The organism is Nocardia sp. NPDC004718, assembly GCF_053601535.1.
In genome coordinates this window covers 13,130-33,376 of the sequence record NZ_JBSGCA010000044.1, presented here as the reverse complement: position 1 = coordinate 33,376, position 20,247 = coordinate 13,130, and the positions used below count along the sequence as shown (strand labels likewise).

General features: G+C 67.6%; 21 protein-coding genes and 2 pseudogenes. 10 read left to right on the top strand and 13 right to left on the bottom strand.

Going from position 1 to position 20,247, the window contains the following annotated elements; all coding sequences use genetic code 11:
• Positions 1 to 124: 124 nt before the first annotated feature.
• Positions 125 to 1,489 (top strand): cytochrome P450, encoded by a 1,365-nt coding sequence (locus tag ACWEH3_RS27490; RefSeq protein WP_450021389.1) that lies wholly within the window; start codon positions 125 to 127, stop codon positions 1,487 to 1,489.
• A 59-nt stretch (positions 1,490 to 1,548) separates the two neighbouring features.
• Here ACWEH3_RS27490 and ACWEH3_RS27485 read toward each other — a convergent pair whose 3' ends face one another.
• The 7 genes from ACWEH3_RS27485 to ACWEH3_RS27455 all read right to left on the bottom strand — a co-directional run bounded on the left by ACWEH3_RS27485 (position 1,549) and on the right by ACWEH3_RS27455 (position 8,858).
• Positions 1,549 to 2,775 carry a cytochrome P450 gene (locus ACWEH3_RS27485; protein WP_450021387.1) on the bottom strand — a complete coding sequence of 409 codons (1,227 nt, stop codon included), beginning with the start codon at positions 2,773 to 2,775 and terminating at the stop codon, positions 1,549 to 1,551.
• A gap of 31 nt (positions 2,776 to 2,806) precedes the next feature.
• Complete coding sequence (locus ACWEH3_RS27480) at positions 2,807 to 3,928, bottom strand: NAD(P)H-dependent amine dehydrogenase family protein (RefSeq protein ID WP_450021385.1); 1,122 nt, start codon at positions 3,926 to 3,928, stop codon at positions 2,807 to 2,809.
• Between the two features lies 1 nt (position 3,929).
• Positions 3,930 to 5,531, bottom strand: coding sequence for an acyl-CoA synthetase (locus tag ACWEH3_RS27475; RefSeq protein WP_450021383.1), 1,602 nt, complete (start codon positions 5,529 to 5,531; stop codon positions 3,930 to 3,932).
• Positions 5,532 to 5,556: 25 nt separating this feature from the next.
• Positions 5,557 to 6,807, bottom strand: a complete 1,251-nt coding sequence (locus ACWEH3_RS27470; protein ID WP_450021381.1) for a hypothetical protein — start codon at positions 6,805 to 6,807, stop codon at positions 5,557 to 5,559.
• A gap of 5 nt (positions 6,808 to 6,812) precedes the next feature.
• Positions 6,813 to 7,364 (bottom strand): nuclear transport factor 2 family protein, encoded by a 552-nt coding sequence (locus tag ACWEH3_RS27465; protein WP_450021379.1) that lies wholly within the window; start codon positions 7,362 to 7,364, stop codon positions 6,813 to 6,815.
• Positions 7,364 to 7,591 carry a ferredoxin gene (locus ACWEH3_RS27460; protein WP_450021377.1) on the bottom strand — a complete coding sequence of 76 codons (228 nt, stop codon included), beginning with the start codon at positions 7,589 to 7,591 and terminating at the stop codon, positions 7,364 to 7,366. The genes ACWEH3_RS27465 and ACWEH3_RS27460 overlap by 1 nt, the downstream gene beginning before the upstream one ends.
• A gap of 61 nt (positions 7,592 to 7,652) precedes the next feature.
• A complete protein-coding gene (locus ACWEH3_RS27455; protein ID WP_450021375.1) occupies positions 7,653 to 8,858 on the bottom strand; it encodes a cytochrome P450 in 1,206 nt (401 codons plus the stop codon).
• Positions 8,859 to 9,192: 334 nt separating this feature from the next.
• Between ACWEH3_RS27455 and ACWEH3_RS27450 the strand changes: the two are divergent.
• Positions 9,193 to 9,657, top strand: a pseudogene (locus ACWEH3_RS27450) (LLM class flavin-dependent oxidoreductase); the annotation flags it as partial.
• Between the two features lie 44 nt (positions 9,658 to 9,701).
• Entirely contained in the window at positions 9,702 to 10,280 is a 579-nt protein-coding gene (locus ACWEH3_RS27445) for a TetR/AcrR family transcriptional regulator (protein ID WP_450021373.1), read from the top strand.
• 21 nt (positions 10,281 to 10,301) lie between these two features.
• On the opposite strand, the gene ACWEH3_RS27440 is transcribed toward ACWEH3_RS27445, so the two are convergent.
• Positions 10,302 to 10,433 (bottom strand): hypothetical protein, encoded by a 132-nt coding sequence (locus tag ACWEH3_RS27440; protein ID WP_450021371.1) that lies wholly within the window; start codon positions 10,431 to 10,433, stop codon positions 10,302 to 10,304.
• Here ACWEH3_RS27440 and ACWEH3_RS27435 point away from each other — a divergent pair.
• The 3 genes and pseudogenes from ACWEH3_RS27435 to ACWEH3_RS27425 all read left to right on the top strand — a co-directional run bounded on the left by ACWEH3_RS27435 (position 10,418) and on the right by ACWEH3_RS27425 (position 12,375).
• Positions 10,418 to 10,903: pseudogene (locus ACWEH3_RS27435) on the top strand (nitroreductase family deazaflavin-dependent oxidoreductase). The gene ACWEH3_RS27440 and the pseudogene ACWEH3_RS27435 overlap by 16 nt on opposite strands.
• A 130-nt stretch (positions 10,904 to 11,033) precedes the next feature.
• Positions 11,034 to 11,417, top strand: a complete 384-nt coding sequence (locus tag ACWEH3_RS27430; RefSeq protein WP_450021369.1) for a hypothetical protein — start codon at positions 11,034 to 11,036, stop codon at positions 11,415 to 11,417.
• Between the two features lie 193 nt (positions 11,418 to 11,610).
• Positions 11,611 to 12,375 (top strand): hypothetical protein, encoded by a 765-nt coding sequence (locus tag ACWEH3_RS27425; RefSeq protein ID WP_450021367.1) that lies wholly within the window; start codon positions 11,611 to 11,613, stop codon positions 12,373 to 12,375.
• Between the two features lie 54 nt (positions 12,376 to 12,429).
• Here ACWEH3_RS27425 and ACWEH3_RS27420 read toward each other — a convergent pair whose 3' ends face one another.
• Positions 12,430 to 12,942, bottom strand: coding sequence for a hypothetical protein (locus ACWEH3_RS27420; protein WP_452358409.1), 513 nt, complete (start codon positions 12,940 to 12,942; stop codon positions 12,430 to 12,432).
• Positions 12,943 to 13,123: 181 nt separating this feature from the next.
• On the opposite strand from ACWEH3_RS27420, the gene ACWEH3_RS27415 reads away from it, so the two are divergent.
• Together ACWEH3_RS27415 and ACWEH3_RS27410 are read left to right on the top strand one after the other, a co-directional pair.
• The gene (locus ACWEH3_RS27415; RefSeq protein WP_450021365.1) at positions 13,124 to 13,774 is read left to right on the top strand and encodes a DUF6968 family protein; all 651 of its coding nucleotides are present in this window, start codon (positions 13,124 to 13,126) and stop codon (positions 13,772 to 13,774) included.
• Between the two features lie 183 nt (positions 13,775 to 13,957).
• The gene (locus ACWEH3_RS27410; protein ID WP_450021363.1) at positions 13,958 to 15,322 is read left to right on the top strand and encodes a WS/DGAT/MGAT family O-acyltransferase; all 1,365 of its coding nucleotides are present in this window, start codon (positions 13,958 to 13,960) and stop codon (positions 15,320 to 15,322) included.
• A gap of 24 nt (positions 15,323 to 15,346) precedes the next feature.
• On the opposite strand, the gene ACWEH3_RS27405 is transcribed toward ACWEH3_RS27410, so the two are convergent.
• Positions 15,347 to 17,458, bottom strand: a complete 2,112-nt coding sequence (locus tag ACWEH3_RS27405) for an AMP-binding protein (protein ID WP_450021450.1) — start codon at positions 17,456 to 17,458, stop codon at positions 15,347 to 15,349.
• Between the two features lie 292 nt (positions 17,459 to 17,750).
• On the opposite strand from ACWEH3_RS27405, the gene ACWEH3_RS27400 reads away from it, so the two are divergent.
• Complete coding sequence (locus ACWEH3_RS27400; RefSeq protein WP_450021361.1) at positions 17,751 to 17,984, top strand: hypothetical protein; 234 nt, start codon at positions 17,751 to 17,753, stop codon at positions 17,982 to 17,984.
• A 6-nt stretch (positions 17,985 to 17,990) separates the two neighbouring features.
• Here ACWEH3_RS27400 and ACWEH3_RS27395 read toward each other — a convergent pair whose 3' ends face one another.
• Genes ACWEH3_RS27395 through ACWEH3_RS27385 form a run of 3 tightly spaced genes read right to left on the bottom strand, consistent with a single transcriptional unit; the run spans position 17,991 to position 19,736 of the window.
• Complete coding sequence (locus tag ACWEH3_RS27395) at positions 17,991 to 18,827, bottom strand: RNA polymerase sigma factor SigF (RefSeq protein WP_450021359.1); 837 nt, start codon at positions 18,825 to 18,827, stop codon at positions 17,991 to 17,993.
• Positions 18,817 to 19,257 (bottom strand): anti-sigma factor, encoded by a 441-nt coding sequence (locus ACWEH3_RS27390; RefSeq protein WP_450021357.1) that lies wholly within the window; start codon positions 19,255 to 19,257, stop codon positions 18,817 to 18,819. Before ACWEH3_RS27390 ends, ACWEH3_RS27395 begins: the two co-directional genes overlap by 11 nt.
• Entirely contained in the window at positions 19,257 to 19,736 is a 480-nt protein-coding gene (locus ACWEH3_RS27385; protein WP_450021355.1) for a Dps family protein, read from the bottom strand. The genes ACWEH3_RS27390 and ACWEH3_RS27385 overlap by 1 nt, the downstream gene beginning before the upstream one ends.
• A 248-nt stretch (positions 19,737 to 19,984) precedes the next feature.
• Between ACWEH3_RS27385 and ACWEH3_RS27380 the strand changes: the two genes are divergently transcribed.
• The gene (locus ACWEH3_RS27380) at positions 19,985 to 20,188 is read left to right on the top strand and encodes a hypothetical protein (protein ID WP_450021353.1); all 204 of its coding nucleotides are present in this window, start codon (positions 19,985 to 19,987) and stop codon (positions 20,186 to 20,188) included.
• Positions 20,189 to 20,247: the final 59 nt, after the last annotated feature.

The window sequence follows — 20,247 nt, the reverse complement described above, 5'->3', positions numbered from 1 at the left end:
GCCTGTGGCCCGGACAGCCGAGGACGGTCGCGGTCCGCGTCTTGCCGGAGGGCAGCTAACCGTAGTACTGTCCAGACACGTGTCCATCATAAAACTTGGACACTTATCTGGGGAAGGATTTCCAATGACTCTGGTGAAACCACGGCGGGTATCCGGAGGCGACCACGAGCACGGTCATCTGGAGGAGTTCCGCGTCGACCCGATCGGGCTGATGCGCCGGGTCCGCGCGGAGTGCGGCGACGTCGGCTCGTTCGACCTCGCCGGGCGCCAGGTCATCCTGCTGTCGGGCGCGGAGGCCAACGAGTTCTTCTTCCGCTCCGGCGACGACGACCTCGACCAGGCCGCCGCCTACCCCTTCATGAAGCCGATCTTCGGCGCGGGCGTCGTCTTCGACGCCAGCCCGGAACGCCGCAAGGAGATGCTGCACAACCAGGCGCTGCGCGCCGAACACATGCGCGGGCACGCCGCCACCATCGCCCGTGAGGTGGAGCGGATGCTGGCGCGCTGGGGTGACGAGGGCGAGATCGACCTGCTCGACTTCTTCGCCGAGCTGACCATCTACACCTCCTCGGCCTGCCTGATCGGCGTGAAGTTCCGCAACGACCTCGACGACCGCTTCGCGCACCTCTACCACGACCTGGAACGCGGCACCGACGCGCTGGCCTATGTCGACCCCTACGCTCCGATCGAGAGTTTCCGCCGCCGCGATCAGGCGCGGGCCGAGCTGGTCGAACTGGTCCAGGGGATCATGGATCGCCGGGCCGCCGACCCGCCGACCGGCAAGGACGACCGAGACATGCTCGACGTGCTCATCTCGATCCCGGGCGACAACGGCGAACCGCGATTCAGCGCCAGCGAGATCACCGGCATCTTCATCTCCATGATGTTCGCGGGCCATCACACCACCTCCGGCACGGCGGCCTGGACGATCATCGAAATGCTGCGCCACCCCGAGGTGCTCGACCGCGTCGTCACCGAACTCGACGAGCTCTACGCCGACGGCTCGGACATCAGTTTCGGCGCGCTGCGCCAGATCCCGATGCTGGAATCCGTGCTCAAGGAGACGCTGCGCCTGCATCCACCACTGATCATCCTGATGCGGGTGGCGCGCGGCGAATTCGACGTCTGCGGCCATCGGATCGAGCCCGGCGATCACGTCGCCGCCACTCCCGCGATCTCGAACCGGATCCCGGAGGACTTCCCGGACCCGGACGCTTTCGATCCCGGACGTTATATCGATCCCGACCAAGCCGACCTCGTCAATCGCTGGACCTGGATTCCGTTCGGCGCGGGCCGCCACCGCTGTGTCGGCGCGGCGTTCGCGTTGATGCAGCTGAAGGCGATCTTCTCGCTGCTGTTGCGGGACTGGGAGTTCGAGATGGTCCAGCCGTCGGACAGCTACCGCAACGACCACTCCAAGATGGTCGTGCAGCTCGCGCAGCCCTGCACCGTCCGTTACCGCAGGCGCCGCAAGAACGACGACAGCTGACGACGTGGCCGGGCACGCGAGAGCTCCCCGTCGCGTGACGGGAAGCCCGCGACCGGCAGCTACTCGTAGCGCACCCGCCAGCTCTTGATGCCGTTGATCCACCCGGACCGCAGCCGCACCGGATCGGACACCTGCCGCAGGCCGGGCATCGCGTCGGCGATGGCGTCGAACATCAGATCGATCTCCAGCCGGGCCAGGTTCGCGCCGACGCAGTAGTGCGTGCCGGTGCCGCCGAAACCCACGTGCGGATTCGGATTGCGCAGGACATCGAACGTGAACGGCTTCTCGAAGCCCTCCTCGTCGAAATTCGCCGAGCTGTAGAACAATCCGAGCCGCTGACCCTGCCGGATCCGCTGCCCGCCGAGTTCCAGGTCCTCCATCGCGGTGCGCTGGAAGGCGGTCACCGGAGTGGCCCATCGCACGATCTCGTCGGGCGCGGTAGGTGGACGCTGCTGCCGGTAGGTCTCCCACTGTTCCGGGTGATCGACGAACGCCTTCATCCCGTGCGTGATGGCATTGCGGGTGGTCTCGTTGCCTGCCACGGCGAGCAGGATGACGAAGAAACCGAACTCGTCGGAGCCGAGCGCCTCGCCGTCGATGTCGGCGTGCACCAGCTGGCTCACGATGTCGCCCACCGGGCAGGAACGGCGCTGCTCGGCCATATTCCAGGCGTAACCGAGGATTTCGGCCGAGGCCATCGCGGGATCGCCGTACTCGGGGTCGTCGTAGTTGAGCATCTGATTCGACCAGTCGAAGATCTTCTTTCGATCCTCCTGCGGCACGCCGATCAGCTCGGCGATGGCCTGCAACGGCAATTCACAGGCGACCTGCTCGACGAAGTCGCCGCCGCCGGACTTCTTGGCCTCGTACACGATCCGCTCGGCGCGCTCGGTGAGCGCGGCGCGCAGGTTCTCCACCGCCCGCGGTGTGAAGCCCTTGGATATGATCCGCCGGATCTTGGAGTGCTTGGGCGGGTCCATGTTCACCAGCAGAGCGCCGGTGAGCGCCATCTGTTCCGGCGTGATATCGCCGGGCAGGCGGATGATGGCCCCTTTCCGCTCCGAGGAGAACAGCTCCGGATGCTTGGAGATCTCCTTGATGTCGGCGAGCTTGCTGACCACCCAGTAGCCGCCGTCGTGGAAACCACCGGACGTCTCATCGGATTGCGCGTTCCACCACACCGGGGCGGTCCGACGCAGCTGAGCGAATTCCGCTACCGGACTTCGGTTCTCCCACAGCGCCGGGTCGGTGAAATCGAATCCGACCGGGAATGCCGGAGCTGCCATTGCTACCTCCTAGATGAAACGTGCGAGCCGGTCAGCGGGGCGAAGTGCGCCGCGCGGCGTCGGGATCGGCCTCGGCGGGCGACGCGCAGGCCGCGTCACGGTCGCGCAGCCATGCGGCGGCGCGACCGGCGACCAGCGGCAATTCGAGATACGTGCGCACACCCGGCTCGGCGGCGACGACGTAGGGGATCGAGTTCACGCAGTGCATGGCCGTGGCGACGATGCCGGGGTTGCGCACCAGACCCGCGGCGGCGCTGTGCGCGTGCATACCGGTGAAGATCACCGTCGCGCCGGGATCACCGACGATCTCGACCTCGTATCGCTCCCCCATGGGTCCGAAGGTCCAAGGCGGGTCGAGGTTCTCGGTGCCCATGAACCAGTTCACCGCGGCCGTGATCACCGGAGTACCGCGAACGGTCCCTTCCCAGCGGAAGCGCTGCGCGGCGACGCGCCCGGGCGCGATCGGGCCGATGGGCGAATCGATCGGCGCGGTGGCCACCGCCATGTCGTGCGTCACCCGCAACCGCTCGTCGAGCGCGATACCCAGCGCTTCGGCCATCATCCACACCGACTGGCTGTAGCCGCCCGCGAGCACGTTCGCCATGACGCTGGTCGCGGCCCGCTCCGGCGTGGCGCCGAACAGCATCCAGTCCCGGACCACTTCGGGCGCGCCGTAGGTGCGGATGTCGGAGAACTCTTCGGCGCGCACCGCGGTGATCGACCCCGAGAGCGCCGACACCACCAGCGGGATCTTCTCGGTGATGCCGCCGGGGTGTATTCCGGTCCCGTGCAGGGTGACTCCGGCAGCTCGGCACAGCTCGTCGTACCGTTCCCGCTCCGCGCGGCGCGGATGGAACCAGCCCAGCGGTGTGACGACGTTCTTGCCGGACCGCAGGATCGCGCGCACCGTCGTGGCGTCGGCCATGAACGGGCTGTAGAGCACGCAGTCGGCCGGCGTGGCGAGCAAGCGGTCGGCATCGGTGGTCGCGCGCACCCCGACCGGCGGGCGGCCGACCAGCTCGCCCAGGTCCATGCCGTCCTTGTCCGCGCTGTGCACCCAGGCTCCGGCCAGTTCCAGCTCGGGATGGTCGAGAATGCCCTCGATGGCGGCCCGTCCGACCCCGCCGGTCGCCCATTGGATCACCCGGATCATGTCAGTCCGCCTTGTGGTCGGGCCCTCGACCGGCCACGTACTGCTTGGCCCACCGGTAGTCGGGTTTGCCGCTCGGCGCGCGCACGATGGTGTCGGCGACCCAGACCTGTTTGGGCACTTTGTATCCGGCCAAGAACTTGCGCACGTGCGCGTGCAGGTCGGTGAATTCGACCGGCCCGGACAGCGACACCACCGCGGCGACCTGATGCCCCCAGCGCTCGTGCGGCACGCCGATCACCACCGCGTCGAAGATCGCGGCGTGGGCTTTCACCACGCTTTCGACCTCTTCGACGAACACCTTCTCGCCGCCGGTGTTGATCACCATGTTGCCGCGGCCGATCAGCGTGATCGACCCGTCGGTCTCGGCGCGGGCCCGGTCGTCGGTGACGACCATGCGCACGCCGTCGACGGACTTGAACAGTTTCTCGGTCTTGCCGGGGTCCTTGTAGTAACCGATCGGCACGTTGCCGGTCTTGGCCAGCCAGCCTTCCGAACCGGGCGCGACGGGGCGGCCGTCGTCGTCCACGACCACCGCACCGCGGCCGGTCCGCACGCGGGGGCCGCGCGCCGGATCGTCATCCTTCTGGGCGAACCCGATACCGCCGAACCCGGTCTCCGACGATCCGATGGAGTCCGAGACCACCGCCCACGAGAACATCTCCAGCAGCGTGTTCTTCACCGGTTGCGACAGCAGCGCGGCGCCGGAGGCGATGGCCAGCAGCGACGAGGCGTCCACCGGTTCACTCCGATACGACTCGATCAGCGGCCTGGCCATGGCGTCGCCGGTGATCACCATGACCTGCGGGCGTTGCTCGGCGACGGTCCGCCAGACGCGTCCGGCGTCGAAGCGGGACTCGAAGATCACGGTGTTGCCCGACCACAGCGCCGTGAAGGTGGGCATCATGGCGGCGGCGTGGATCAGCGGCGGCAGCACCAGCCAGGCGCTCGGATCGATCCGGGCGCCGGTGCTGGACTGCTGGAACTCGTCGGCGACCGGTTCACCGGTGTAGAAGTCGATGCCGCCGCCGAGGACGCGCCACATGTCCTCCTGCCGCCACATGACGCCTTTCGGCATGCCGGTCGTCCCGCCGGTGTACATCATGAACAGGTCGTCGGCGCTGCGTTCGACCACCGGACGGTCCGTCGCTCCGGCGGCGAGGGCCGACTCGTACGACGTCGCCACATCGTCCAGGTCCGGCGAGGATTCGTCGGCGACGCGAATCATGTGCCGCAATCCGGGCGTTCGCTGCCCGGCCTCCCGGACGGCGGCGCCGTAACAGGAGTGGTGCACGATCACTTCGAGATCCGCGTTCTCGTAGACGTAGGCCAGTTCGGCGACGCCGTACCGGTAATTGATGTTGATCGGGACGGCGGCGAGCTTGAAGCACTCGATCAGCGTCTCCATCGTCTCGATGCTGTTGTGCATCTGGAAACCAACATGCGTTCCCGCGCCCACACCGATGCTCGCCAGATGGTGCGCGAGCCGATTGGCGCGGATGTCGAGTTCGCGGTAGGTCACGCGACGGCCGGACTGGATGAGAGCCACCCGCTCGGGCATGGCGTCCACGGAGTGCTCGAAGAGGTCGGCGAAGTTGTTGGCCATGTCGTTCCATCTCTGGGTGGTGCGGTCAGACGACGGTGAGCGGAAGGGGTATCCCCCGGTCGGTGAAGGTGAAGGCCGCGCCGGTGCTGAACCGGGTCAGCGCGACCTCCGTCGCCTCCCGGAACGGTGTGTCGCCGAGCGTGATCGCGGCATGCCAGCCCTCCTCCCCCGCGGCGACGACCTCGGCGGAGAAACGCGGGTTCACACCGCGGACCAGGGCGTTCAGCGGCTGCAGGTGCTCGGGGTCGAGCATCGAAGGCCACGTGCCGTCGGTGTGCGCGCCACTGGCGGCCGGGAACGTCACCGTGACCGTGTCGCCGACGGCCCCGATCTCGATTCCGGTGTACGGCAAGGGATTCAGGGCGGGGTGCAACCGCAGTACCGTCGCCAGCGCCGCGGCGTCGTCACCGAGACCGAGACAATCGCGCAGGCGTTCACTGGTGAGCCCGGCGATGCCCGCGAACTGTTTACGTCCGATCTCCAGCGCCACGTCGGCGTCCACCCGAGCGCGCACCGCGATCAGGAAACCCAGGGTGAGCAGGTGATGTTGCAGACATACCTCGTCGGCGAGCCGAACCAGCGCGGAGCGGGAGAAGTCCGCGAAACGCACATCGCTGAGCAAGGGGCCGGAGTAGTCCGGCCGCCCTTCGTCGGCGGGGTCGATCGCGGCCAGATCCAGTCCGGCCGCCACCGACCCGGCGACCAGGTCGGCGTTGGCGGGCACCGGCGGCGGTACGTGCGCCGGGTCGATCACGACCGTCCACGCGCACACCGGCTTGCGATCGGCCGGACGGCGGGGCGGGCGGTGGATCGGCCGGACCTGGGCATGCGGATCGGTGGCCAGCGCGGTCGCGTCGAAGGTCGGGTCCTCGATGTCGTGGCACATCGACACGACGAAGTCCTCGCCCATCGGTTCCACGTCGGCGAGCGCACCGCAGTGGTCGAGCCAGAACTCGCCGTGGTGGTGGTCGTCGACCCGGAAACGGAAGTCCATGAACTGCGGTGGAGCGCCGATGTCCAGTTGCAGTCCCTTGAAGATGGTCTCCACGCCGTCACCCGCGAAGCCGAGCGCCCGCTGCATGCGCCGGGTGTAGACCGGGCTGGCCACCTGCCACTCCTCGATGGCGATCTCGGTCATGCCCTCGCGGCCGAACGCGGCGATCGAGTGCGCCATGCCGGAGCGGTCGATGAGGTGCCCGCACAGCAGCAGTTCGGGCAGCAGCGCGGCCAGGGCGCCGCGGTCCAGTTCGGCGAAACGGCTCTGTGGTCCGGCCATGTCGGTCACCACAGCGAGGCGGGCGATTCGCCGACGCGATACCAGCCGGGCAGCGGCGCGCCGGAGACCGAGCGCTCGATGCGCTTCTGCATCCCCGGGGTGAGCGCCTTGTCGGTGATCATCTCGACGAACAGCGCCGAGACATTGCCGAAGTCGAAGAAGTCGCGCTGCCAGGACCATTGGAAGTCGCCGCCGTAGCGGAACCAGCTACCGCCGATGCCCTCGGGCGAGTAATTGCGCCCATCCGGACGTGTCGCCTCGCTGATCTGCTTCCAGAACCCGATGACGGTGCCGGTGCGGTCGTCGACCACGAATTCCTGGTACGGGTAGGTCCAGCCCTCCAGCCCGGCCATCTCCTGGCCGAGGGCCAGATCGCGGATCTCGTCGCGTCCGACGGCCATGAATTCCTGGGTGGGTCCGTAGTTCCAGCCGTAGGTGGCGTCCTCGGTGTACATCTGCGCGAGGGGCTTCCAGTCGCCCTTCTCCTCGCAGCGCTGGTTCTCCACGATCCAGCGCTGAATCATCTCGTCGAGCTCGGCGCGGTCGAAACCCGGCATCAGTCGGTACCTTTCGGAGCGGAGTCGGTCGCGCCTTCGTCGGCGATCGACAGGGCTTGGGTGGGGCAATAACGGATCGCGTCCGCTACGGCGGGCCGGAGTTCGGCGTCCGGTACGTCGTGCCGGATTTCGACCTGCCCGCGTCTGGGCACCGTGAACACCTCGGGTGCCTCGGCTTGGCAGACCGCGTGCCCTTGGCACAGATCGAGATCGGCGCGGATTCTCATGACCGGCTCCGCACGGGCCTGCGCGGCGCTCCCGGCATGCGGATCCGTTGGGATGGACGGCTCATCGGGTCTCCACGGTGATGGGTAGGTGCGCGAAGCCACGCACATTGGACGAATGAACCCGGGCGATACCGGAATCGAGGACGTCATAGGCGGCGACGCGGGACGCGAACTCCCGTAGCGCCACCGTCGCTTCCAAACGAGCCAGGTGCGCCCCCAGACAGAAATGCACACCCGCCCCGAAACTGGCCAGCCCGGACCTGTCGGCACGATCGAGGCGGAAACTGTCACCATCGCCGAACACCGCCGGATCCCGGTTGGCCGAACCGATCAGCAACAACACCTTCGCCCCCGCCGGAATCACCCCGCCGTGATACGCCAGGTCCTCGGTCGCGGTGCGGGCGACCATCTGACTGGAAGTGTCATAACGCAGGGTCTCCTCCACCCAGCCGGACACCAGATCCGGATCGGCGACGACCTTCGCGTACTCCCCCGGATAACGCGCACCCCAATACAGCGCATTACCCAGCAATTTGGTGGTGGTCTCGTTACCCGCCACCACCATCAAGAACAGGAAACCGATGATCTCCGCATCGGTGAGCCTGTCACCATCGATCTCGGCGCTCAGCAAGGCCGAGGTCAGATCCTCTTTCGGGGCGCGCCGACGCTCGGCCACCATCTCCGTGTAGTAGCCCAGCAATTCGATCGATGCCTCGACAGCGGCCATCGGGACATCCAGCACACCGTCCTCACGATGCACCACCAGATCCGCCAACCGCCGAATCTCCACCCGATCCACCACCGCAACCCCCATCAACTCCGAGATCACATCCATCGGCAACTTGCCCGCCACCTCATCGATCCAGTCGAAGGCGGCGGCACCGGACAACGCGGGCTCCAGATACGACAGCGTCAACTCCCGGATCCGCTCCTCCAACCCCGCGACACGTTTCGGCGTGAACCCCTTGAACACCAACCGCCGCATCCGCATATGCCGGGGATCGTCCATCGCCAGAAACGACATCACCCGATGCGCATGCCGACCCCACGCGGCCGGATCCAACGACACCCCATTCGCACTCGACAGCCGCACACTGTCGCGCAACGCCCCCACCACATCCCCATGCCGCGACAACGCCCAAAACCCCAGACCCGGGTTGTGATACAGCGGCGCCTCCTCCCGCAGCCGCCGATACGTCGGATACGGATCCTCATGCAACCCATAGTCATACGGGTCGAACACCAGCGGCCCCACCACAGCCGTCATCGCCCACACTCCCAAACCGATAACAAGTTCTCAACACGGATTGTCCGCGCGACGCTCAGTAGAGACACATAGCTGGACATGTGTCTGGACGGTACCACTGACTGTTTTTCAGGACAATCCCGCACGAGCCATCTCGGGAGAAGAAAGGCCGCCGTCCGATCACCCGGCCGATGCACACCCCGAACCAAGAACACGTTCTTGTAGACAGTTCAGCGATCGGACTAGATTCCATACAGCTGTCCAGACGCGTCGGTTCGGAGCAAGCGGCCACCTTCGCCGATGCCGTCACGCGGGGAGCGCACGGCAGCTCGTCGAACGACCAGACAAGGATTCCATGCGATTCGGCATCGTCCTGTTCACCAGCGACCGTGGCATCACTCCCGCCGCGGCGGCCCGAACGGCCGAGCAGGCGGGGTTCGCCTCCTTCTACGTCCCCGAGCACACCCACATCCCGGTCGTGCGCAACGCGGCGCACCCGCAGACCGGCGACGCGTCGCTATCCGACGACCGCTACCTGCGCACACTGGACCCGTGGGTCGCACTGTCCATGGCGGCGGCAGTCACCGAACGCATCGAGCTGGCCACCGCCGTCGCGCTCCCCGTGGAGCACGACCCGATCACCCTGGCCAAGACGATCGCCTCACTGGACCACCTCTCCGGTGGCCGGGTCGTGCTGGGGGCCGGATTCGGCTGGAACACCGACGAACTCGCCGATCACGGAGTACCCGCGAACAAGCGGCGCCCCGTGCTGCGCGAATACCTGGCGGCGATACGGGCGCTGTGGAGCCGGGACGAGAGCAGGGAAGTTGCTCGAACGAAATAGCGACACTACCATCTAGACACATGTCCGAAAGCAATTCCAGAACCGTCGAAGCGACACGGCGGCGCTTGTCCGGAAAGCAGGCCGACACCGTCGACAAGCTCACCCGATCGGCGTTGGAAGTGCTTTCCCGGGCGGGTTTCGCCGGCATGACCATCCGGATGGTGGCCGCCAACGCCAAGGTCGGCACCGCCACCGCGTACACCTATTTCTCCTCCAAGGAGCACTTGGTCGCGGAGATCTTCTGGCGCAGGCTGCGCGCACAACCCTCCCCGGTGAGCGAGGATCCGGACACCACCGTGCGGGTGATCGCCGAACTCCGCAGCATCGCGTTGCTGGTCGCCGACGAACCGGAATTGTCCGGCGCGGTCACCAGCGCGCTGCTCGGGCGCGATCCCGACGTCGAGCATTTGCGTTCGCGCATCGGCTTGGAAATTCGCACCCGCCTCGCGCACGCGCTGTCCGGAAATCCCGACGCGGATATTCTGAAATCCCTCGAATTGCTCTACGCGGGTGCGCTTGTCCACGCCGGGATGGGCTACGAATCGTATTCCGACATCGCGGACCGCATCGAGCGGTCCGCGCTGCTCATCCTGAAGTGACGCGGCGCATTCCGCGCCACTTCAGGCCAGGCCCAATTTCAGCGACGCGCCGCCGTCGACGAACATCTGCAAACCGGTCACATAGCGCGACTCGTCGATTTCACCGCCGCACCCCGGCCCGAGCGGGGTGATCGTTGATGCCGAAGCGGCCACGCCACCTCGATTCACCACTGGTCACGACCGTCATCAAGTACATGTCCAGAGCGCAGACCTGGGCGTACCGCCGCAGCGGAGGGCGCGTCGGCGCACGATGGCGGATCGGCGCCGGCTTCCGCAAGCCGGTACCCACCTTGCTGCTCGAGCATCGGGGCCGGAGGTCGGGCAAGCTGTTCACCGCCCCGCTGCTGTACCTCGTCGACGGCGCCGACCTGGTGGTGGTCGCCTCGCAAGGCGGGTTGCCGAATCACCCCCAGTGGTACTTCAACCTCCTGGCACATCCCGTCACCCGGGTACAGGTCGGGGCCGAGCATCGACGCGTCCGCGCCCGCGTGGCGAGCCGGGAGGAGAAGAATCGCTTGTGACCCTTGCTCGTAGCCCTCTACGCGGACTTCGACACCTATCAATCCTGGACGGAGCGCGAGATCCCGGTTCTCATTCTCCAGCCGGAGGACCGGCCGCACTGACCCGGCGCGTCGAGCGAGGTCCGCGGCCACCCTCCCCCATGATGTTCAGCGTTCCCGGCGCGATGGGCGCCGCCCGCCCGCCGGAGCAGTGCGACGCAATCGATCGACTCGACCGAGGATGGGAGAGCGTGTGGCGAAGATGGGTAGGCGGAAACGGTCCAGGCTGATCACCGCCGGAATGCTGCGGGAGAAGCACCAGCAGGAAGAGCACGGCGCACCGGCGCGACCGGCGCCGCCGCCCCCGGACGAGGTCGAGACGGCCATCGTGCTCGATCTCGACGGGCTCGCCACCCGCGTGCGTGCGCGGCGGCGCGAGATGAAGTGGACCCAGGCGGATGTGGCGGGCAACGGCGGCCCGCCGGCCAAGGTGATCAGCGAGATCGAGCGGTCCCGCAATCCGCGGCCCGGTACCGAGGTGCTCGACCGGCTCGACGCGGGACTCGACTGGCCGCCCGGCACCAGCGCGACGATCCTGCGCGCCGAGCGGGCAGGCGAACTGGCCACGGCGCGCTGAACGCCGGATCCGAAACTCGGCCGGTCGGAGAATTTTTCGATATCTCCGACCGGTCGAGCCGGAACGCTCATCGGTAGCTGTGGGCGCTGCTAGGCTGCTCAGCGACCCTAGACGACTGCCCTTGCGCCGCCGGAGTGCGCGGGTCCGGCCGTGCTGGACGCAGGTGTGAACCCGATGAAGGAATGGACGTAACATGCAACTCCGCGGCATCACTGCGGCAGCGATACTCGCCATCGGCTCGCTGACCGTCGGCGCGGGCGTCGCCCATGGCGAGCCCGCTCCCGACATCACCTACTCGGCCAAGATCATCGACCGGACGGTGGTCGCCGCGCTCCGGGGCGGAACCTTCCAGTTGTCCAAGGCACTGCGCGATCAGCCCGCGGGCGACGAGAACGCGCGACTAACCGAGCGCGACGGGGTGCTCGTCGATCACGCGGGCGCCCCGGCCGACATCACGCAAGTGATCGACGTGGTCGACATCCGGGACCGCGACGGCCACGTCGCGATGACGTTGCCGCTCGACTTCCGGATCGCGGGGACCGCCATTCCGGTCCGCCCGGAGCTGAAGAAGGACAGCACCGTGCTCGAGCTGAAGCCGTCCAGGCCGGAGGGCATCGCGATCACCGAGCCGCTGGTGGCCAAGCCGGTCGCGTCCATGACCGAGAACCAGCGCGCCCGTGACGAATTCGCCAGCCAGTTCGGGCTCGCCACCGCCATAGGCGGTTTCGTCGGCACCGCGATCGGAGCCACGATCGGCTGCCTGGTCACCATCGCCCTCGGCTGCGTGGCCGGTCTGCTGACCGGCGCGAGCCTCGGTGGCATCCTCGGAACCATCGCGGTCGGCGGCCCCACGCTCGTCGTGGCGGGTGTCGACCTGCTCACCACGTTGCAGGCGGCCGACGGCACCACCCGCTTCGCCGACAAGCCCGTCCAAACCGCTCCGGTCCAGACCAAGTAGCCGAATCCCGGCGGCGCAGCGCGCCGCCGGGCGGGCTTCCGATCGACCGCGTCGCTAGAGCGGCGCGGTCGTCGTGTTCGAGCGACCCACGCGCTCGTCGTTGATCAAGTGATAGGCGCGGCCCAGATCGTCGAGCGCACGCTCCCATCTGGTGTCCGCGTCTTGGCCACGAGGATTGCGGCTGAGCAGCAGCAGGACCTCGGCCGCGTCCGCCGACCGCGCGGCGGCGTCCAGCAGCACCGGCACCGGTTCCACGGTGATGCCCGCCGCCAGCGCGCCGATACGGTCGTGCAGCCAGTGCGCGTCGAAACGCGCCTGCTCCGTAGGGTTCTCTCCGTTCACCGGCAGGGTGCTGACCGCGGCGGCCCGTGCGGCCTCCTCGTCGTCCATCGTGGTGGTGACGACGTCGCGCAGCTCGCTGCTCGCGATCCGGTGTAGCAAACCGATCAGTAGGACACGTTCGGCGTCCGGACCGTGCAGACCTGTCTCACCCGCCCGTGCGCCGACCTCGTCCGGGTCGACGCGCAAGATCGACAGAACCGCTCGCAACTGCGCAATCGTTACCACTTCGTCCGCCCCTCCTCATCGTCGCGGCCCCACCATCACACCCTCGGCGACAGCCTGCCAAACGCGAGGCGCGTTAACCGTCCGGTAGCCCTTTTGCCGATACGGCGTGTCTTCACACTGCGTTCCAGCTCACCTCGAACCGCAGGGTAAACGGGGGTCCAACTTGGGTACTCCAGACATCATGAGAGCGATACCGGCGCGGGTCACTGGTGACACGACCACGTCCGCAGTGCGCGAATCCGAACACGGCGGTGCGATCGCGAGCATGAGATGGCGGCGGATCAGGGAGGTGATCGCCACCCGAACCGTCTCCGATGCCACGCGAGAGGTCTCCATCGAGGTGGGGAAACCGCAGATGGCACCGGGTGACACCGGTGTGGTGTGCGGTTTCCGCATCCAGGGAATCGGCGAACGATGGGCGCACGGCGTCGATTCCATCGCCGCGCTCTACCGTGCGTTCCAGGACATCGCCCAAGAGCTGCGGCAGGCGAACAGCCACGGCGCGCACTTCGCGGTGACCGAGCCGTCCGACCCCGGCTTCCCTGCCGCGCCCACCCGTCCCTCGCGCGCCGCCACGACGGTCGCCTACGAGCCGCAGGCGCTCATCGCGGCCCGCACCCTCTACGAAGCCGACAGCTCGTTGTCGATCATCATCGGCAGGCCGTATCTCGCGGCCGACCGGCGCGAACACCTGTGCCGGTTCCATATCAGCAAGCAGGGCGCGTCGCTGGCCAGCGGCATCGATGAGATCCAGGCCCTGCACAGCGCGATCAGTATGATCAGCGAACGCCTCGCACTGCCGCAGGATTGGCCGGTCAGCCGCCTGTCCTGAGGCCCGCGCGCACAATTTCGCGACGAACCGCCCAGCCGGTCCGGATTCGGCATCGAATCATCGGTTGGTGGATCGTCGTTCGACCGGCGTAGATCTCCCGGCGCCATGAGCCGTCCGGCGGCCGCCCCCACGTCCGGAACCAGACCGTGGCGAGGCCGCGGCGTCGCCAGGAGGGAACTGCCCATGGAATTCATCTCGCCGGTGGACGCCCTGTTCCTCATCGCGGAATCACGCGAGCATCCGATGCACGTCGGTTCGCTGTCCATCTTCGACCCCGTGGAGGGCACCGGACCCGAATTCGCCCGGCGCGCGTACGCCACGCTGGCGGCCGACCAGAACTTCCACCCCACGTTCCGCAAGCGCCCGGCTCGCCTGTTCGGCACTCCCCAGCTGGCCTGGACCGTGGACAGCGCCGTCGAGCTCGACTACCACGTCCAGCGGTGGGCGCTGCCGGAAGCGGGTGGCCTGGACGCCCTGACCGAGGTGACCGCGGGATTGCACAGCACCCTGCTCGACCGGCACCGGCCGCTGTGGGAAGCGCATCTGGTCGAAGGGCTCGCCGGCGACCGGGTCGGCTTGTACGCGAAGATGCACCACGCCCTCATCGACGGCGTCGGCGCCCAGCGCCTGTTGCAGCGAACGCTCACCACCGACCCGGAATCCGGCGAAGCGCTGGTGCCCTGGCATCTCCCGCCTTCGACCGGGCACCGCCCGAATCCCCCGCACAGGCAAACGCTCGGCACCCGGGCGCGCGCCCTGCTCGCCGCGGCGGGCTCGGCGCCTTCGGCCCTGCGCCTTGCCCGTACCGCGCTGCTCGAGCAGCAGTTGACGCTGCCCTTCGCCGCACCGCGCACCATGTTCAACGTCCCGATCGGCGGGGCCCGCCGCTGCGCCGCCCGCTCGTGGCCGCTGGACCGGATCCGCCAGGTCAAGAAGATGACCGGCACCACGCTCAACGACGTGGTGCTGGCAATGTCGGCGGGTGCGCTGCGCACCTACCTGCTCGAACACGTCGCCTTGCCGGACAAGCCGCTGATCGCCATGGTGCCGGTCTCGCTGCGTCCCGAATCCGACGACGGTGACGGCGGGGGCAACGCCGTGGCGGCGCTGCTGTGCAATCTGGCCACCGACCTGCCCGACCCGGCCGCACGGCTGGCGGCGATCAGCTCCTCGATGCATCGCAGCAAAGAGATCTACCGCGCGCTGTCCCCCGTCCAAGCGGTTTCGTTGTCGGCGCTGACGCTCAGTCCCCTCGCCCTGTCACTGCTGCTTCCCGCCACGGTCGCGCTGACCAGCCCGCCGTTCAACATCGTCATCTCCAATATTCCGGGACCCCGTGAACCGCAGTACTGGAATGGAGCTCGCGTCGCGGCCAGCTATCCGCTGTCGATCCCGCTCGACGGGCAGGCGGTGAACATCACCCTCACCAGCAATGCCGACAGCCTGGACATCGGCATCGTCGCCTGCCGCCGCAGCGTGCCGGACGTGGCCAGGCTGCTCGATCACCTGGAATCCGCGTTGACCGACCTGGAGGACACCGTCTACTGACCGCCGGGCGCCGCCGCCGGACGGTCAGGGCGATCCCGCGGTGCCCAGACCGTTGATCGACGGCGGTAGCTCCGGTTCGGCCGCGCCGGGACCGGCCAGCAGACGCTTGAGTATCTTGCCGGTGTCGCCGCGCGGCAATGCCGAGAGGAAGGTGACGTCGCGCGGCACCGAGAAGCGGCTCAAGCGGTTGCGGATGTAGGTGCGCACCATGTCCGAATCCAGGCCGGACCCTTCGCGTTTCACCACGAACGCCGCGAGCCGCTGGCCGAACTCGCGGTCCGGCACACCGACCACGGCGACGTCGCTGACCTGCGGCAGGTGCGCGAGCGCCTCCTCGACCGGGCGCGGGAAGACGTTCTCGCCACCGGAGATGATCATCTCGTCGTCTCGTCCCGCGATGAACAACCGGCCCGCGGCGTCGAGGTAGCCGAGGTCGCCGGTGTCGAGCATGCCGTGCGCCTCGTCCGGTGGCGCGGAGTTGACGTAGCCGTCGAACAGCATGTGGTTGCCGACGAAGATGTGTCCCGTAGCGCCGATCGGGAGTCTGCGGTGATCCGGCCCGAGCACGGCGATCTTGGTGCCCAGCGGCGGGCGTCCCGCCGTGGTCGGCGAGGTGTGCAGGTCCTCGGGGGTCGCGATGGTCGCCCAGGAGACCTCGGTGGATCCGTAGACGTTGTAGAGCACGTCGCCGTAGGCTTCCATGAACCGCTCGACGGTCGCGCCTGCCAGTGGCGCACCGCAGCTGATCATGTGCCGCAGGCTGGAGGTGTCGTAGCGAGCACGCACGTGCGCGGGGAGGTCGAGGATGCGCTGCACCATGGTCGGCACGACGATCACCGTGTTGACCCGGTGCTCGGCGATGCGGCGCAGGCAGTCCTCCGCGTCGAACCGTTCGGCCAGCACCACGGTCGCGCGCAGCGCGGTGCTCAGTTGCAGGCCGGCCAACCCCCAGGTGTGGAACAGCGGCGCCGGGATCAGCATGGTCTCGTTCACCTGCATCGGGATGCGCGACAGCAATGCCGCGATGGACCCGAAGCCCTTCGGATGCGGCCTGCGCGCGCCCTTGGGCGTCCCGCTGGTCCCGGAGGTGAGCACGACGAGCCGTCCCGGCTGGGCAGGCGTACGGAAAGTCGTGTGCCCCTCCGCCACCAGTTGGTCCACGGTGGTCCGGTCGGGTACCGGCGGACGCTCGTCGGTGTTGTAGCGCGGGATGTCGGCGTGCAGATAGCGCACCAACTCCTCGAGGTCACCGTCGACGAACAGCGCCGACAGACGGTCGCGCTGGACGATCTCCTCGATGGTGCGGCCCGCCAGCCCGGCGTTCAGCAGTGCCACGTCCACACCCAGTTTGCCTGCGGCGACCATGCATTCGACCATGGCCGCGTGGTTGCGCGCCAGCAGGCCGATGGCGTCGCCCGGGCCGAGGTCGTGCGCGGCCATCGCCGCGGCCAGCGCGTTGGTGCGCTCGTGCATGTCGGCGAAGGACCGGGTGCCGCGGTCGTCGATGATCGCGGTCCGCTCCGGGGCGTACGCCGCGCCCGCGGCGTATCCGCCCGCCAGGTTGAAACCCCATTTCGCCAGTGAGCGCAGCTGTTTGAGACTCCGATCGAAACGAACCGGCAACACGACGCCGGTGGCCACCATCTGCCGCGCCACACCCGCGTTGCGCCGGATCGGCGAATCCTCGCCGTTGACGACCAAGGAGGTCCGCGCGCCCTTGGCGACGTCGGCCACCCGCTTCAGTCCGGCCTTGGTCCACTCGCCGATCGCCCCATTGGACAGCTCGCCCACCCGCGGGTGTACCCGGCTCGGCGCGAAATACGTGACGGTGACCTTGGTGCGGTCCTCGTCTCCGTGCAGTCGCACCGACGCGAAGCTGCCGAGTGCGGCGTATTGCATCTCGAAGCTCTCGTACCACCGGCCCACGCTGAGCCGGATCTGGTGAGTGCGTATGCCCGACCCGTAGGTGCCGACGCGCATCTGCCAGACCACATCGCCGTCGGCGGACTGGATCTGCTCGCACGCGCCGATACCGGTGAACATGCGCGGATATGTCTGCGGTTCGAGCAGCAGATCCCAGATGGTCTTGCGGGCGATCGCGAATTCGGCGACTACGTCGATGACATCGGTAACCAACTTGTGCACTTCTCGTCGGCCGGTTCGAAGAACTTCGGGTCGGCGGGTAGCTCCTTTGTAACGTCAGTCACAAGCGAGGTCAAGTAGCCAGGGCTTCGTCGCCATTACCAGCGATACGCAGGAAATACGCTGCGATTGCGCAGCATTCACCTGAACCTGGGAACCGACCCAAATCACTCGCGCGGCACCTGTGAATCAGCCCAACGATCCTCCGAACTCCCGCCGGGCGGCGACCTCCCACCTAACGTCACAGACGCCCGCTCGGCAGGACCCCACGCCGGCTGGAGAAGTTATGGACGACAAGCCCGCACGACGAATCGCGCACGCCCGCGCCGAGGAGATCCTCGATTTCTTCGGCAAATGCCGAGCGTGCGGATATCCCGCTTACGCGGCGAGCACCACGCTGCGCTACGACAACGGCGACCTGGAGACCAAGATCATCGCCAGCTGCGCCCTGCCCTGCGGCTGGACAGGCGAGGTCTCCGCCACACCGATGACCGGCGCGGCCGCCCGTCCACGCACGTGAGCGAACTCAGGCCGCGCTCGAAACGAGTTCTTCCGGGCCGAGCGCGCGTTCGCGCAGGTCTTTGAGAATCCTGGCGAGAATCCGCGACACCTGCATCTGGGACACACCAAGCTCTTCGGCGATCTGACTCTGGGTCCGCGACTCGTAGAAGCGCATGACCAGCACCTGCCGATCGCGCGGCGGCAACTCGGCGATGAGCGGACGCACGGCCATCGCCTGCTCCAGCAGGTCGTAGCACGGTTCCTCGGAGCCCAGCGTGTCGGCGAGCGACTGCGGCGCACCGTCGCCGTCCTCTCGGCCTGCCGCGTCCAGCGAATTGGCCTGGTAGGCGTTGCCCGCGATGAGCGCCTGCGTCACCTCACCGAGGTCGACGTCCAGCTCCTCGGCGATCTCCCTGGCCGTCGGCATCCGGCCGAGACGATGCGACAACGTCTCGGTGACCGGGCCGACGCGCAGCTGTATCTCCTTGAGCCTGCGCGGCACTCGCAGCGACCACGTGTTGTCGCGGAAGTGCCTGCGCACCTCGCCCATGATGGTGGGGACCGCGAATCCGAGGAAGGAACTGCCGCGCGAGACGTCGAAACGGTCCACCGCGAGCACGAGCCCGACTCGGGCGATCTGCAGCAGATCCTCATAGTTCTCGCCGCGGCCGGAGAACTTCCTGGCGATGTGCTCGGCGAGCGGAAGACACCGCCGGGTCACCTCCTCGCGCAGCGCAGCGCGGTGCGGATCACCCTCGTCCATCGCGGCCATCTTCTCGAACCACGGCTCGATGTTGTCGTAGCTGTCACCCCGGGTGCGCCTCGCCGTGCCATTTCCGTCGGTCGTGAACTCACGTGTCATCAAATGGTCCTCGTTCCCAACTGAATTCGATAACGGTCGGGTACCCGCCGAGTTCGGAATCAAAAGGGTCACGGGAAATCGACAGCGAGCGGGTGAGCATGCGCACGAGTTCCCAGCTCAACGGATCGCTGCGGAACTCGTCGCCGACCACGGCGACGGCGTCGACACGCACGCTCATCCGGCCGAGGCCGTAGGTGAACGCGCAGCCGAGCATCGAGCCCGGCATGGCGTCCGCCAGCAGCATCGTGACAGCCTCGTTGATCGACAAGCGGATGTCCGAGGCGGCGTCGAGCGGAACCTCGGCGACCAGGCACACGGTGTCGGTCATCGCGCGGATCAAGGCGAGGTGTCGCGCGTCGGCGGGGATCCGCACCGTGACCGTGGCGGTCTCGGTGGCGAGCGCGCCGAACGCGCACGTGATCACCCGCATCACACCGTGGCGAGTTGCGCTTGCCACATCCAGTGCAACTGCTCCAGCCGCGCCGCGATCGCCAGGAACAGATCCTGGGTCACCGGATCGGCCTTCTCGGTCGCCGCGATGCGTTCACGCAGCCGCTTGATCACGGCGGCGAGATTGCCGACGATCGTGTCGATGACGTCGGTGTCCTGTTGCCAGCCCTCGCCGATGCCGATCGCGCCGGAATCCTCGGCCACGCTCGCGGCGCGCCCGTCCGGGCTGACTCCCACGGCGGTAGCGCGTTCCGCGGCCGAGTCCGTGAACTCCCGTGCCACGGTCACCAATTCATCCAGCGCCAGGTGCACCGACCGGAAGTTGGAGCCGATCACGTTCCAGTGCGCCTGCTTCGCGATCAGCGACAGGTCGATCAGGTCGACCACCGTCCCCTGGAGGGTTTCTCCCGCGACGCGCTGCTGCTCCGGGTTCAAAGTACTGGTGATGGGTTGGGACATCGCGCTGAACCTTTCTGCCATCGATCGGGACACCGACGGTCTACCCAGCTCTGCGGCGATAAACCCCCCGGTAGCTTCTACAGCGGGACGAAACGGGGTGTGCGCCCCGGCCCCTCGCCGGTCGCGCAGCGGACAGAAAGAGCACGAGAACGGCGGTGACCTCCGGCTCGGAGGGCGTACCGTCACCTGCCCCGGGGATGAGCGATCACTCACAGATCTTTGCCATATCGGCAACTATTGTTGCTGGCTTGACCGATTTCCGGGCACCGTGCGGTATGACCGAGAAAGAGCACATGGACGTAGCGGCCGTTTCATCGGCGACGCCGACTCCGGCACGGGCGCGCCGGGACACCGAGCAGTTCTCCGCCGACCTCGAGCGAGCGAACTGTGCCCGAGTACTCGGCGCTCGACGGCACGGCATGGATTCGCTGCTGCCGCCCCCGCAGGGCTGACCGGTTCCGGACACCTGCTGCACTATGGTGTGATCCACACAACACGGGAGGCGCGGTAT